This window comes from Roseovarius sp. E0-M6 (assembly GCF_037083845.1).
GTDB lineage: Bacteria > Pseudomonadota > Alphaproteobacteria > Rhodobacterales > Rhodobacteraceae > Roseovarius.
In genome coordinates this window covers 375,111-388,432 of the sequence record NZ_JBAPLA010000001.1, presented here as the reverse complement: position 1 = coordinate 388,432, position 13,322 = coordinate 375,111, and the positions used below count along the sequence as shown (strand labels likewise).

15 protein-coding genes are annotated in these 13,322 nt (G+C 61.8%); 10 read left to right on the top strand and 5 right to left on the bottom strand.

Features of this window, described 5'->3' with window-relative positions; translation table 11 throughout:
• Position 1 precedes the first annotated feature (1 nt).
• The gene (lepA, locus tag V8359_RS01995; protein ID WP_336427022.1) at positions 2 to 1,801 is read right to left on the bottom strand and encodes a translation elongation factor 4; all 1,800 of its coding nucleotides are present in this window, start codon (positions 1,799 to 1,801) and stop codon (positions 2 to 4) included.
• A 361-nt stretch (positions 1,802 to 2,162) separates the two neighbouring features.
• Between lepA and V8359_RS01990 the strand changes: the two genes are divergently transcribed.
• Entirely contained in the window at positions 2,163 to 2,441 is a 279-nt protein-coding gene (locus tag V8359_RS01990) for an acylphosphatase (RefSeq protein ID WP_336427021.1), read from the top strand.
• A gap of 133 nt (positions 2,442 to 2,574) precedes the next feature.
• On the opposite strand, the gene V8359_RS01985 is transcribed toward V8359_RS01990, so the two are convergent.
• On the bottom strand, positions 2,575 to 3,030 hold the full coding sequence (locus tag V8359_RS01985; RefSeq protein WP_336427909.1) for an Lrp/AsnC family transcriptional regulator: 456 nt from the start codon (positions 3,028 to 3,030) through the stop codon (positions 2,575 to 2,577).
• Between the two features lie 143 nt (positions 3,031 to 3,173).
• On the opposite strand from V8359_RS01985, the gene V8359_RS01980 reads away from it, so the two are divergent.
• From V8359_RS01980 to V8359_RS01945, 8 genes are all read left to right on the top strand, one after another.
• Complete coding sequence (locus tag V8359_RS01980) at positions 3,174 to 4,217, top strand: Leu/Phe/Val dehydrogenase (protein WP_336427020.1); 1,044 nt, start codon at positions 3,174 to 3,176, stop codon at positions 4,215 to 4,217.
• A 73-nt stretch (positions 4,218 to 4,290) separates the two neighbouring features.
• Positions 4,291 to 5,322, top strand: a complete 1,032-nt coding sequence (locus V8359_RS01975) for a succinylglutamate desuccinylase/aspartoacylase family protein (protein ID WP_336427019.1) — start codon at positions 4,291 to 4,293, stop codon at positions 5,320 to 5,322.
• 337 nt (positions 5,323 to 5,659) lie between these two features.
• Positions 5,660 to 6,952, top strand: coding sequence for an ABC transporter substrate-binding protein (locus V8359_RS01970; RefSeq protein WP_336427018.1), 1,293 nt, complete (start codon positions 5,660 to 5,662; stop codon positions 6,950 to 6,952).
• 95 nt (positions 6,953 to 7,047) lie between these two features.
• Positions 7,048 to 7,917 (top strand): branched-chain amino acid ABC transporter permease, encoded by an 870-nt coding sequence (locus tag V8359_RS01965; protein WP_336427016.1) that lies wholly within the window; start codon positions 7,048 to 7,050, stop codon positions 7,915 to 7,917.
• Positions 7,910 to 8,887, top strand: a complete 978-nt coding sequence (locus tag V8359_RS01960; RefSeq protein WP_336427015.1) for a branched-chain amino acid ABC transporter permease — start codon at positions 7,910 to 7,912, stop codon at positions 8,885 to 8,887. Before V8359_RS01965 ends, V8359_RS01960 begins: the two co-directional genes overlap by 8 nt.
• A complete protein-coding gene (locus V8359_RS01955) occupies positions 8,884 to 9,651 on the top strand; it encodes an ABC transporter ATP-binding protein (RefSeq protein WP_336427014.1) in 768 nt (255 codons plus the stop codon). The genes V8359_RS01960 and V8359_RS01955 overlap by 4 nt, the downstream gene beginning before the upstream one ends.
• The gene (locus V8359_RS01950; protein ID WP_442970302.1) at positions 9,641 to 10,348 is read left to right on the top strand and encodes an ABC transporter ATP-binding protein; all 708 of its coding nucleotides are present in this window, start codon (positions 9,641 to 9,643) and stop codon (positions 10,346 to 10,348) included. Before V8359_RS01955 ends, V8359_RS01950 begins: the two co-directional genes overlap by 11 nt.
• Positions 10,299 to 10,892 (top strand): tetratricopeptide repeat-containing protein, encoded by a 594-nt coding sequence (locus V8359_RS01945; protein WP_336427013.1) that lies wholly within the window; start codon positions 10,299 to 10,301, stop codon positions 10,890 to 10,892. Before V8359_RS01950 ends, V8359_RS01945 begins: the two co-directional genes overlap by 50 nt.
• 72 nt (positions 10,893 to 10,964) lie before the next feature.
• Here the strand turns inward: V8359_RS01945 and V8359_RS01940 are convergent, their stop codons facing one another.
• Positions 10,965 to 11,621 carry a hypothetical protein gene (locus V8359_RS01940; RefSeq protein WP_336427012.1) on the bottom strand — a complete coding sequence of 219 codons (657 nt, stop codon included), beginning with the start codon at positions 11,619 to 11,621 and terminating at the stop codon, positions 10,965 to 10,967.
• 183 nt (positions 11,622 to 11,804) lie between these two features.
• On the opposite strand from V8359_RS01940, the gene V8359_RS01935 reads away from it, so the two are divergent.
• Entirely contained in the window at positions 11,805 to 12,242 is a 438-nt protein-coding gene (locus V8359_RS01935; protein WP_336427011.1) for a hypothetical protein, read from the top strand.
• A gap of 121 nt (positions 12,243 to 12,363) precedes the next feature.
• On the opposite strand, the gene V8359_RS01930 is transcribed toward V8359_RS01935, so the two are convergent.
• Positions 12,364 to 12,891, bottom strand: a complete 528-nt coding sequence (locus tag V8359_RS01930) for a helix-turn-helix transcriptional regulator (RefSeq protein ID WP_336427010.1) — start codon at positions 12,889 to 12,891, stop codon at positions 12,364 to 12,366.
• An 18-nt stretch (positions 12,892 to 12,909) separates the two neighbouring features.
• Entirely contained in the window at positions 12,910 to 13,290 is a 381-nt protein-coding gene (locus V8359_RS01925; RefSeq protein WP_336427009.1) for a hypothetical protein, read from the bottom strand.
• Positions 13,291 to 13,322: the final 32 nt, after the last annotated feature.

Genomic DNA, 13,322 nt, shown 5'->3' with positions numbered 1-13,322 from the left:
TTCACTCATCCATCTTTAACGCTGATATAAACGCCTCCTGCGGAATCTCCACTTTCCCGAACTGACGCATTTTCTTTTTGCCGGCCTTTTGCTTGTCCAGAAGCTTGCGCTTCCGGGACGCGTCGCCGCCGTAGCATTTGGCCGTCACGTCCTTACGCAGCGCCGAGAGGGTTTCGCGCGCGATGACCTTGCCGCCGATGGCCGCTTGAATCGGGATCTTGAACATGTGGCGCGGGATGAGATCCTTGAGCTTTTCGCACATGGCCCGCCCCCGCATCTCGGCGCGGTCGCGGTGTACCATCATCGAAAGCGCATCGACAGGCTCATCGTTCACGAGGATCTGCATCTTCACAAGGTTGTCGGTGCGATACCCTTCAAGCTGATAGTCGAAGCTGGCATAGCCCTTGGTTACGGATTTCAGCCGGTCGTAGAAGTCGAACACCACCTCGTTGAGCGGCAGGTCATAGACCACCATCGCCCGTGACCCCGCATAGGTCAGGTCCATCTGAATGCCCCGCCGGTCTTGGCAGAGCTTGAGCACGTCGCCCAGAAACTCGTCGGGAACAAGGATCGTCGCCTTGATCCGCGGCTCCTCCACATGGTCCACATGGGTCATGTCGGGCATGTCCGCCGGGTTGTGCAGGTGGATCATCTCACCGTCTTTCATATAGACGTGATAGATGACCGACGGCGCGGTTGTGATCAGCTCGATATCGTATTCACGCTCGATCCGGTCGCGGATGACCTCGAGGTGCAGAAGCCCGAGGAACCCACAGCGGAACCCGAACCCGAGCGCCGCCGAGCTTTCCATCTCATAGGTAAAGGACGCGTCATTGAGCGCAAGCTTGTCGATGGCGTCGCGCAGATCCTCGAACTCGGCCGAATCGACCGGGAAAAGACCGCAGAACACCACCGGCACGGACGGCTTGAACCCCGGCAAGGGTTTTTCGCACTTGCGTTTCTCATGGGTGATCGTGTCGCCCACGCGAGTGTCGCGCACCTGTTTGATCGACGCGGTGATGAACCCGATCTCGCCCGGCCCCAGCGCATCGACAACGGTCATGGCGGGACGGAAGACGCCGATACGCTCGACGTTATAGGTCGCGCCGGTCTGCATCATACGGATGCGGTCGCCCTTCTTCATCACCCCGTCCATGATCCGCACCAGAACGACCACGCCCAGATAGGGATCGTATTTGCTGTCGACCAGCATCGCCTTGAGCGGTGCATCTGCATCACCCGTCGGCGCGGGCAGATCGCGCACGATCGCCTCGAGTGTTTCGACAATGCCCTGCCCGGTCTTGGCGCTGACCGGTATGGCCCCGGACGCGTCGATGCCGATCACATCCTCGATCTGTTCGGCCACCCGGTCGACATCGCTCGCCGGAAGGTCGATCTTGTTGAGCACGGGGATCAACTCGTGATCCGCGTCGATGGCCTGATAGACATTGGCCAGCGTCTGCGCCTCAACGCCTTGGGTGCTGTCCACCACCAGCAGCGACCCTTCGACCGCCCGCATCGAGCGGCTGACCTCATAGGCAAAGTCCACGTGGCCGGGTGTGTCGATCAGGTTGAGCACGTATTGCTCACCGCTTCGGGCGGTGTAATCGATCCGCACGGTGTTGGCCTTGATGGTGATGCCGCGTTCCCGCTCAATGTCCATCGCGTCGAGAAGCTGCTCTTTCATATCACGCTCCGCCACAGTGTCTGTCATCTGGATCAGACGGTCTGCGAGCGTGGATTTGCCGTGGTCGATATGCGCCACGATCGAGAAATTGCGAATGTGCGAGAGTGGTGTCATGCTGTTGGGATATGTCGAGGTTTTCGGGGGCGGTCAAGGTGATTGGAGCATTGCCAAGGCCCTGTTATGAGACATCAGCCTGATCAAGGTGACCAACTGCCCGGCGCAGTGTCTTGATTGACGCCAAAGCGCCCTGAGTGAAAGCCTTGGGGGACCGCGCCGGGAGGTTTCTGCCGGTCGATGACCGCGTGCCCCCTCCCCCGCAAAGCGCCCTGTTGGCGCGCACCCACGCGCGGCGGCAGGTCAGGCTTCGCGGCGGCACCCGGCAGCATTTCTCGCGCCAAGCCCCAAGGCAAGCGCGGGAAATCCCGCACCAAACGACCGGCGAAATATGATAGAATGAGGTCGAAGGAGAGAGCCAATGGCAGAGCAAAAAGCGATTCACACGCGCATCGAAGGACGTGTGCAGGGCGTGTCATTCCGGGCCTGGACTCAGCTCGAGGCCAAGAATCGGGGGCTGAAAGGCTGGGTCCGCAACGAAGAGGACGGCGCTGTGACCGCCGTGATCGCAGGAGAGCCCGAGGCCGTGGATGAAATGCTGAAGGCGCTGCATCAGGGCCCGCCCGCCGCCGTGGTGCGCAGCGTCGAAGCAAGTTCGACCGAGCCACCCGAGGACGACGGATTCGACATTCTGCGGTAATGCACATGGCACACACCCGCGAAAACGCCGGGACCGGTCTTTCGCTCCCCGAGGGGCGTGACATATGACGCAACGGTCTGTCGTGAGCTGAGCCACAGGCAAGCCGGGCATGACGGCATGGCCGGTCAATGGCCTACCCCAACGGAAGCTCGTCCTTTCGGATCATCGTTCGCAGCGCGAAACTCGATCGCATTGACCGGATGTTGCCCACCTGCATGAGCCCCTCCTCCAGAAACCGGTCAAAAGCTTTGAGGTCTGCGGCCACCGCCCGGATCAGGATATCGCGGCTGCCGGTCATCAGGTGACACTCCATCACCTCGTCAAAGCGCCGCAACTCAGCTTCGAACCGGTCAAGTGCCGCGCGCGTCTGTGTCTCAAGCTCCACGAGGATGAACGCCGTCAGGTCAAGGCCCAGCCGCTCGGCATCCACCCGCGCGGAGTACCCGGTGATCACCCCCTCACGCTCAAGCCGCGCGATCCGCCGCGCCAGCGGCGTCGCCGAAAGCCCCACCTCCTCGGACAGGTCCGACAGCGTGCGGCGACCGTCGCGCTGAAGCGCGGTTATGACCTGACGGTCGATCTTGTCGATTTTCGCCAACAATCCACCTTTCCACGCGATTTTTCACCAAAACCTCCCCAAAAGCATATCCACCTTTGCCGATTATCCGCAAGCCGGTTTGGCTATGCTCCGCGCGAATCGAATTCCCGTGATCGAAACAAGGAGGATCAGCCGTGCTCACACGTGTGGCAATCGAAGGTCACGAAGAGGTCTGGCGCGTCGAGGACGCGGAAACCGGGCTTCTGGGCTTCATCGCCCTGCATTCCACCCAACTGGGCCCGGCGGCCGGTGGCCTGCGGATGCGCAGCTATCCCGACAGTGACGCGGCGCTGGCCGACGTTCTGAACCTCTCACGCGGGATGAGCTTCAAGAACGCGGCGGCCAATCTGCCGCTCGGCGGGGGCAAAGCGGTGATCCTTGGCGATCCCGCCACCAAGACACCCGCGCTTCTGCGTGCCATGGGCCGGGCCATCCACACGCTTGGCGGGCGCTACTGGACCGCCGAGGACATGGGCATGTCACCCGAGGACATGGCGCAGATCGCCCGCGAAACACCTTATGTCGCCGGGCGTGACAGTGGCCCCTTCGCCAGTGGCGATCCCTCGCCGGTGACTGCGCGCGGCGTGCTCAACGCGATGTGCGTCGGGGCGCGGCACGCCTTCGGTGACGATTCTCTTGTCGGGCGTCGCATCGCTGTGCAGGGGCTCGGCCATGTCGGTTGGCATCTCTGCCGCCTTCTGCATCAGGTCGGCGCGGACCTCACCGTGGCCGACACCGACGCGGCGCGCGTCGCCCAAACCTGTGCCGATTTCGGGGCCGAAGCGGGCGATGTCGAGACGATCCACACCACCGACGCCGACATCTTCGCACCCTGCGCCATCGGCGGCACCCTGAACGCCGCGACGATCCCGGAGTTGCGCGCACGGCTTGTGGCCGGTGCGGCCAACAATCAGCTCGCCTCGCCGGACGCCGCAGACGCGCTGCGTGAGCGTGGCATCCTTTATCTGCCCGACTACGTGGCAAACGGCGGCGGCATCATCAACGTGGCCGCCGAAATCCTGCGCCTCGACGGGGGCGACCGCTGGGTCGCCGAGAAACTTTCGGCGCTCTCGGACACGATGGAACGGGTTCTCACCCGCGCCCGTGCCGAAGATCGCAGCCCCGCATATCTGGCTGATCTCATCGTCGGCGAACGCCTCCTGCGCCGCGCGGTCTGACACGGTCGGCATGGACAAACGGGTCCGCCCCGCATAAATCAGCCCGAACTTTAACGGTTCGGGCTGATATTTCATGGAACGCTCCCCCTTTTTCATCGGCGATACGCGCGTGGCGCCCGGCACTCGGTCAACGGTGAACATTCCTGTATCAACGCTTCCCGATCATACGCCTGTCACGCTTTCGGTCGACGTGATCCACGGCAAGAAGCCCGGCCCCGTGCTTTTCGTCTCGGCTGCAATCCACGGTGACGAGGTGATCGGCGTTGAAATCGTGCGCCGCCTGCTTCGCGCCGAAGGGCTTGATGAACTTTGCGGCACCCTCCTCGCGGTGCCGATCGTCAATACGTTCGGATTTCTCAACCACTCTCGTTACCTGCCCGACCGGCGCGATCTCAACCGGTGCTTTCCCGGTAGCGCCGAAGGCTCAATGGCGGCACGGCTTGCGGATGTCTTCTTGCGCGAGGTGGTGCTGCGCTCGGAGGTTGGGATCGACCTGCACTCGGCTGCCATTCACCGCAGCAACCTGCCCCAGATCCGCCTATCCCCCGAAAACAGCCGTCTGCGCCGGCTCGGTCGCATCTTCGGCGCGCCCGTCATGATGACGTCGAAACTGCGCGACGGCTCGCTGCGCATGGCCGCCGAAGCCGAGGGGATCGACGTTCTGCTTTATGAAGGCGGCGAAGGACTGCGCTTTGACGAGCTGAGCGCGCGGGCCGGGGTGTCGGGCGTCTTGCGGGTGATGAACTCTCTTGGGATGATCGAGGACGATTTCGCGCCCCTCCCCGAGATCGAACCGGTCCTATGCACCAGTTCGCACTGGTATCGCGCTCCCGCCGGCGGACTTTTCCGAGGATATGTCGGGGCCGGCGACACGGTCGAGCCGGGAACCGTGCTGGGCGCTGTGGCCGACCCCTTCGGCGAGGTCGAGATCGAAGTGAGCAGCGAAGAGGCCGGCATCGTGATCGGCCGCACCAACATGCCGGTGGTCTATGAGGGTGACGCGCTTTTTCACATCGCTTCGACACTGCGGGCGGAACACGCGGCCGAAGGCATGAATGCCCATATCGACGCCGCGCCGCTCTTTGACGAAGACGAAATCATCTGATCCTGCGACACCCTGTCATCTGTGATGATCGGCACATGCGCCCCCTTGGGCGGCGTGCGCTGGTCTGATTCGGACGCGTCTCACACCATTTTGAAATCCAATTCTGCGCCAAACAGGTCCAAATAAGACCAATTTATGGGATTAATTGAACCGGTTCCGTCAGAATTTCTTTGTATGCCGCAATTTTCTTGCTACGCTTCCCCTGAATTCGGAGCGCGCCGCCAATTGGTATGAAATTGGTATCCTACCGGGGGACAAACAATCCCGGACCGACACTCCGTTTCACTGTCAGCCATGCGCCGGGAGGTTCCGGCCGTGCCAACAAGGGAGTTACGACATGCTATCCAAATTCCGCGCCTCCGGCCTCACACGCCGCACGTTCCTCAAATCAACCGCCGCCACGGCCGCCGCCGCGGGCCTTCCCGGTGCCGCGCTGGCTGCGGGCGACCCGATCAAGATCGGCTTTCTCGCGCCATTGACCGGCGCTGTCGCGGCTTGGGGCAAGCCCGGCCTCGACGGCTGTGAAATCTGGGCCGAGCGGGTGAATGCCGCGGGCGGCATCGACCTGGGCGGCACCAAGCACATGGTTGAATTCGTGAGCTATGACAACGAATACGACCCCGCCAAGGCCCGCACCGGCGCGACCAAGCTCATCCGCGAGGACGGCGTCAGCTTCATCATGATGCTGGGCGGCGACACATGGCCGGGCGTTCAGCCGGTGGCCGACAAGACTGGCATGCTTTTCTCGACCCTCCTGCCTTCGGATCTCAGCCCCGACACCACCACGCTGATCGCGCCCGCCGAGGTGCATCCGATCTACAACGTCACCGGCGTCGAATGGCTGGCCGAGAACAAGCCCGAGCTCAAGACCGCCGTGATGTGCGCACAGGACGACGCGCTTGGCTTGCCATCGGTCGCCACCTACCTCGCCGCGTTCGAGGCCGCGGGCATCGAAATGCAGGGCGATCCGCTTCTCTTTGATCCGGCCACGACCGATTTCGCGCCTGTCGTCACCCGCCTCTTGTCGTCCAATCCCGATATCGTCTGCCTCGACACATGCTATTCGGATTATGTGCATCCCATCGCTGAACAGCTTTTCCAGCAGGGATACGAGGGCCAGATTATCTCCTGCACCGCCGATTTCTACGACCAGATGATCGACAAGACGTCGAAAGAGTTCATGGAAGGCTTCGTCTTCCAGTTCCCCGATTTCGACGACCCTGCACTCAACGGCGACAACATCAACTTCGACGATCCCAACGGGTTCTATGCCGAATACAACGAACGGCACCCCGGCCAATGGGGCGCGGTAAGCTGGGAATACGCCTCGATCATGGACCTTTGGAAAGCCGCTGCCGAAAAGGCCGGTTCGGCCGATCCCGACGCGGTGATCGCAGCGATGCAGGAAGACGGCACCGGCAAGCATGCCTTCGGCGACGCGAATTGGTGGGGCAAGGAGCTGTTCGGCATCGACAATGCCCTTGTGGGCGACTGGCCTGTCGTCGTGATCGAGGACGGGAAGGCCACGATCAAGGGCTTCCGCAATATCCCGGCATGGTATGACAAGCATGGCGATCTGCTGATCAAGCATATGCAGGCCTATGACCAGATGTGGGACCAGCGCGGCTAGAACGCCGCGCTTCCCGCCGAAACCACCTGTGGCGCGGGCCTCATGCCCGCGCCGCGCCTGACGCGCGCGATCCCACCATCAGAAAGAGCTTCGCCATGCTGGAACTACTGGCGCAAACCGGCCTCAACGCCGTCTACGCCGCAAGCTACATCTCCCTCGTCGCCGTGGGCCTTGTGCTCATCTTCGGTGTCATGGGTGTTGTCAATTTCGCCCACGGAGAGCTTTTCATGGCGGGGGCCTACGCTATCGTCGCGCTTTATGCCGACATGCACCTGCCCTTTTTCATGGCCGTGGCCGTGGGGCTGATCTTTGTGGGGCTTCTGGGCCTTTTGATGGAACGCGCGCTCTTTCGACCCTTACGGGACAATCCGCTGGGCGGGCTCGTGGCGTCGATCGGGTTCCTGATGATCCTTCAGGCCCTCGCCACCATGGGCTTCGGCGTGCGGATGGAACACATTCCCCCCGTCACCCAAGAGGTGCTCATCTTCTCCGATAAGGTCCGCCTGCCCGTCTCGCGGCTCTATGTCATCATCGCGGCGGTCGTGCTTCTCTCGGCGCTGTGGTTCTTTCTCAAGCGAACGCGCTTCGGCTGGGCCCTGCGCGCCTCGGCCCAAGACCCCGAGGCGGCCGAGCTTCAGGGCATTTCCATTGCCCGCACCGCCCAGATCGCGATGTTCATCGGCGCGGCACTCGCGGGTGTGGCCGGTGCGCTCACCGCGCCGCTCATTTCGGTCAATCCGCATATGGGCCACTCGGTCATCGTCACCGCCTTCATCGTCATCATCGTCGGCGGAGTCGGTAGCCTCGAGGGCGCGGTGCTCGCATCCATCGCCTATGCTTTCGTGCATACCTTCGTGACAACCTTCTTCGACGGGGTGATCGCCGACATTACCGGCCTGTCGCTTATGCTTCTGGTGCTGATCGTGAAACCGACCGGCCTTTTCGGGAGTGCGGACCGTGCATAAACTCCTCCTCTGGCCGCTTTTCGGCGCCGCCCTCATCGCCCTGCCTCACGGGCTGAGCTTTTCGCAGCAGGAAATCCTCGTATTTCTCACCATCAACGTGCTGGTCGTCTCCTCCTACCGGCTGCTGACCCTGACCGGCGAATGGTCGCTGGGCCATGTTGTGATCATGGGTGTCGGCGCCTACGCAAGCGCGCTCTACACCAAGGAACTGGGCATCTGGGTGCCCGTCTCGATGATCCTCGGCGGGGTGACGGCGGCGCTGCTTGCCGTCCTGCTCAGCTTTCCACTCTTTCGCATGAAAGGGTTCTACTTTCTCATCGGCTCGTTCGCGGCGGGCGAGATCATCCGGCTGCTCTGGAAACGCTTCCGCGATCCCTTCGGCGGGCCCAAGGGGATCAAGGGGATCGACCCGATGCCCGATTTCTCGATCGGCATCTACGATTTCGATTTCTTCGAACCGGTCAGCTATTACTACTTTGCCGGTGTCGTCGTGGCCGCCTGCCTCTGGATCCTGTGGCGGATCGAACGAAGCCCTGTGGGCCTGACTTTTCATGCCGTCCACTGGCAGGACAAGCTGGCCGAGGCATCGGGGGTCAACCTGCGGGCCTACCGGACACTCGCCTTTGCCATCGCCTCGGGCTTCGCCGGGATAGGCGGCGCATTGCTTGGGCATTATGTGGGCACGATCAACCCCAACTCCTTTGATATCGACCTGATGGTGTTCGTTCTGACATGGGCCATCGTCGGCGGCACCGGCACATTCTATGGTCCGATCCTCGGCTGTGTCGTTCTCACCATCCTCAACGAAATTGTCCTGCGTGAAATGGGCTTCGAACAGATGCGCCCGCTGATCTATGGTGCGGTGCTGATCCTGTCGATCCTGTTCCTGCCGAACGGGCTTGAAAGCCTTGTGCAAAAGGGCATGCGCGCGCTTCGCGGCAAATCACGCTCAAAGGAGGCCACACCATGACGTCCCTGCTCGAAGTTCGCGACCTGACCATGCGTTTTGGTGGCCTTGTCGCGGTGGACGCGCTTGGCTTTCGGGTCGAACATGGCACGATCCATGGCCTGATCGGACCCAACGGTGCGGGCAAAACCACGACTTTCAACATGATTTCCGGGTTCTACACCCCCACCAGCGGTCAGGTTCTTCTGCGCGGCGAAGACGTCTCAGGGTTGAAAATGCACGAGGTGGCGCGCCGCGGCGTGGTGCGCACCTTTCAGCATTCCACGTTGTTTGCCGAACTCACCGTTATGGAAAACGCGCTCGTCGGCACGCATATGCCGTTCCGGCCCAACGTCTTTGCCGCGATCATCGGCTGGGACCGTGAGGACCGGCGCGGCGCCGAGGCCCGCGCCCGCGAGTCACTCGAATTCTTCGGGCTTGATCATCTGGCAACCGAACGCGCGGGTGATCTCAGCCATGGTCATCAGCGGGCGCTCGGTATGGCCGTGGCCTATGCAAGCCATCCTGACGTGATCCTGCTCGATGAGCCCTTCACCGGCATGAATCCCGAAGAGACGCGGCAAATGATGGACCTCATGCGTCGGCTCAAGGCCGATGGCATGACCATCCTTCTGGTTGAACACGACATGCAGGCCATCATGGGGCTCTGCGACGCGATCACCTGCATGAGCTTCGGCAAATTTCTGGCCGAAGGCAATCCCGCAGAAATCCGCAACCACCCGGCCGTGATCGAAGCCTATCTCGGGGGCGCGCGCCATGTTGCTTGAGATGAAGGGCGTGGCCGTCAACTACGGTAAGATCAACGCCATCCGCGACATTTCCATAGCCGTGCCCGAGGGCAAGATCGTCACGATCATCGGCGGCAACGGCGCGGGCAAGACAACGACATTGCGGGCCATGTCCGGGATGCGCCCCATCGCCGCCGGTGAGATCACCTTCGAAGGTCAGCGCATCGACGGGCTCCCCGCCTCCAAGGTGGTGGCTCACGGCATTGCCCACGTGCCCGAAGGGCGCCGTATCTTTCCCAACATGACGGTCGAGGAGAACTTGCGCACGGGCGCCTTCCTGCGCCGTGACAAGGATGCGATTGCCGCCGATCTTGACGATGTCTACACCCGCTTTGCCCGCCTCAAGGAACGGCGCGGCCAGCGGGCCCAGACCATGTCGGGGGGCGAACAACAAATGCTCGCCATCGGGCGCGCGCTGATGTCGCGACCGCGCCTTTTGCTGATGGATGAACCGTCAATGGGCCTTGCCCCCGTCATCGTCGAGGAGATCGCCGCGATCATCGAAGAGATCAACGGACAGGGCCTGTCGGTCGTGCTCGTGGAACAGAATGCCGAACTGGCGCTGGAACTGGCCGATCACGCCTATGTTCTGGAATCCGGAAACCTTGCACTGGAGGGCCCCGCAGATGAGCTTCATGACAATGAACATGTTCGCGCCGCGTATCTGGGGGTTTGACCGCGCCGACGCCGAATGGCGCACCGCCCGCGAGGCGGGCTGGTCACGCGCCGATCTTGCGTGGGAACGCCTGATGGAAACTGGGTGCCGAAGGCTTGAAAAGACTTCGGATCGCAGTCTTTTCAAGGCTGCGTCGCGCTGCTTTCTCGCCGCCGATCTTTTGGCCCGCGCGCGCTTTGCCAAGGGCGATCCGCGCCGCGCCACCGGGCCCGCCGCACGCTGGCGTCTCAAGGGCACCGAACGGCTCCGCGACCGCGCCTTGCGCGAATGGGGCGGGGTCGCCGCCTATATCGAAACGCTCGAAATCCGCCCACGCGCGCGCTCGTCGCTTTTTCACCTTCGCATGGAGGCGCGCCACCGCGACACCTACCATGCCAATTTGCGCAAACGGCTCTCGGCTTTCGCGGCGGAAACAGGTGAAACGCTCAGGGGCGCAGGCGCGCACCGCCATGCCTCACGTTGGCGCGGGGAAAAGCCCACGGTCTTCGACGACACGCGCAAATTGCTCTCGGCCTGCCTTCTGATTCCTGACATTTCGCGCTGAAATCGCACCGACGCGATACTGACGTGACTACCGACGTTCCGTGCGCCGCGTTACCCCATCAGGGCCGGCCTCTCAGGAAACCTTCTCACGGTTCTGCGGGATGAGGAAAATCGACACCACCAGAAGCGAGAAAATCAACTCGTAGACCTCCCATTTCCGGTGAACGTCAATGAGGGCGATCACGATGCTCGCCAGAAGTGCGATCACCCCATGCTTGAGCCACGGCACCGGAACGGCCAATCGGTCGGCCCACCGCATCACCCATCCACCACGGGGATAAAGGAGCGGCAAAACAACCAGATAAAGCAGGATGACCACGGTCAGGACGCTTCCGAAAAGCGTCTTGGCAAGATGCAGATCGCCAACCACGAGATTGTGAAAATTGGTCTCGTACTGCTTGTTGTTTTCCATGAAAAACTCGCCCGAAGCCCACCCGAAAATGCGCTGACCCCAGCTAATTTCTTCGCCTGCGGCCATGAAAAAAATCAATGAATACAATAGCGTAAGACCGATAGCGATAGTTCTGGCACGCCCGCGCATACCCCAAGCATGCACCGCCAGAATGACACTCGCCACCAACAAAAACAGCGCCGTGCCATACTCGACAAGCCCGTCTTCGGCGGCAAACACCTCATAGAAATAAACCTTGTCGCGGACATAGACCCACACCGTCGCAATCAGCGTCAGGGCAATCAGCGCCATCGCGGCGCGTTCCATCGTCTGTGTCATGTCGGAGCCTCGGCTTTATTCCTCAAATCTGCGCCCAGTTAGGCCAGCGCCGCCCCCGGTGCAAGCCCCCTGCGCCAAACCTCGCGCATCGCCAATTGAAAAGCACCGGGATTTGCGGCAAACTACGCGCAAAACAAGGCGCAGCCGGGCCGGTCCCGGCATCAACGCGAATGAGGCAGAGCCATGAAAAAACCCATTATTCTGGGCCTCGCCCTGCTTTTGGCAGGGTGCGGCGGCTATCACAAAGCCAAGCGCGAGGTAGGCCGAAGCGCCGCACCGCGCACCATTTCAGCGCCAATTGCGATCACCCCCAACGCCAACACGTCGGCAGGTGCCACAGAGGCCAGCTACCAGGCTCCGGATGTGAAACCTTTTGCCAATGGCCCTATTCAACGGGCCTGCGCAAATTCCGACCGCAAGGCGCGCTCGCGTGAGCTTTGTGGCTGCATTCAGGCCGTCGCGGATGAAACCCTCAGCAACAGCGAACAATCCCGCGCCGTTGGCTTCTACAAAGACCCCCACAGCGCACAGGAAGTGCGCCAATCCGACGACCTGTCGGATGAACGGTTCTGGAAGACCTATACAAATTACGCGAAATCGGCCGAGCGTATCTGCCGCTGAGAGCTTGGGATGACAAAAGGCCCGCCTGATGCCGCGCGGCGCGCAGCCAGTGGCGGGACAATCATCGTTTCGCCAACGGCGTGCCGGGTCGCCCTATACGGCCCCGTATCGCGCAGGACATTTACCCGGCTTTCTCGATGGGTGTCGCGGCGGGCTGCACCCCCGGTAGGCCGTCGCCCATAAGATCGTCAATGAAAAGGCTCAAAAGCTGGGCCCTGCTGTTCACTCCAGCCTTGCGATAAACGGCCGTGCTCTGCGCCTTTACCGTGCCGCCGGACGTGCTGCGCAGCGCCGCGATTTCACCAAGGCTGAGCCCCTTGACCGAAAGCAACGCGACATCACGCTCGGCGGGCGTCAGACCCCACGCATCGAACCGTTCTTCCAGAACCTGCATGAAGGCCCCCGAAGCCAAGCGCAGGTTGGCCGCGGCCTTCCTCTCCCGGCGATGTGACAGAACAAGCATCCTCGCCGTGACCAGCACCCCGATGACAAGGCCAAGGGCGGCGCCGATTTCAATAAACTCATAGAGCCGCCAACTGATCGGCGCGGCGCGCAAGCCCAACAGGTTGACGAAAATCTCGTAGAGGAAGAAGAACGCGCAGGCGAATTGCACCGCGAAGAGCAGGATATAAACAACACGGCTTTTCACGCCGATATCCTGTCCGCATCAGTCATCATCTTTATCGTCATCATCATCGTCGTCGTTATCCAAAAGGCGCGCTTCGCCGTCGGTGTCGTCTTCCTCGTCATCGTCATCATCGCCACCACGACCGCGCCCCCGGCCTTTGTCGTCATCCTCCTCGATCTCGGACCAGTAGTCGCGCAGGATGGCGCCCGTCGCGGGGTTCAACACGATCTCGCGGATCGTATCGTCCTCTATGGCGACAATTCGAACCCGTCCCAACAAGGTTCGGCTCACTACGATCTCATCGAAGCCCTGATCGCGTAATTGCGCGATGATCCGGTCCTCACCGGTCTGCGCGCGCGCCGGCTGCGCCTCTGCCGCGAACAGGGCCACAAACAGCAAAACGGTCAAACGGCGCGGCATCTTCAGGCCTCCAGTGAAACGGCCCCGCATGC

Coding starts and splice junctions, on each gene's coding strand:
- lepA (WP_336427022.1), bottom strand. CDS start 1,801: ATGACACCACTCTCGCACATTCGCAATTTCTCGATCGTGGCGCATATC.
- V8359_RS01990 (WP_336427021.1), top strand. CDS start 2,163: ATGGCAGAGCAAAAAGCGATTCACACGCGCATCGAAGGACGTGTGCAG.
- V8359_RS01975 (WP_336427019.1), top strand. CDS start 4,291: ATGGAACGCTCCCCCTTTTTCATCGGCGATACGCGCGTGGCGCCCGGC.
- V8359_RS01970 (WP_336427018.1), top strand. CDS start 5,660: ATGCTATCCAAATTCCGCGCCTCCGGCCTCACACGCCGCACGTTCCTC.
- V8359_RS01965 (WP_336427016.1), top strand. CDS start 7,048: ATGCTGGAACTACTGGCGCAAACCGGCCTCAACGCCGTCTACGCCGCA.
- V8359_RS01955 (WP_336427014.1), top strand. CDS start 8,884: ATGACGTCCCTGCTCGAAGTTCGCGACCTGACCATGCGTTTTGGTGGC.
- V8359_RS01950 (WP_442970302.1), top strand. CDS start 9,641: ATGTTGCTTGAGATGAAGGGCGTGGCCGTCAACTACGGTAAGATCAAC.
- V8359_RS01945 (WP_336427013.1), top strand. CDS start 10,299: ATGAGCTTCATGACAATGAACATGTTCGCGCCGCGTATCTGGGGGTTT.
- V8359_RS01940 (WP_336427012.1), bottom strand. CDS start 11,621: ATGACACAGACGATGGAACGCGCCGCGATGGCGCTGATTGCCCTGACG.
- V8359_RS01935 (WP_336427011.1), top strand. CDS start 11,805: ATGAAAAAACCCATTATTCTGGGCCTCGCCCTGCTTTTGGCAGGGTGC.
- V8359_RS01925 (WP_336427009.1), bottom strand. CDS start 13,290: ATGCCGCGCCGTTTGACCGTTTTGCTGTTTGTGGCCCTGTTCGCGGCA.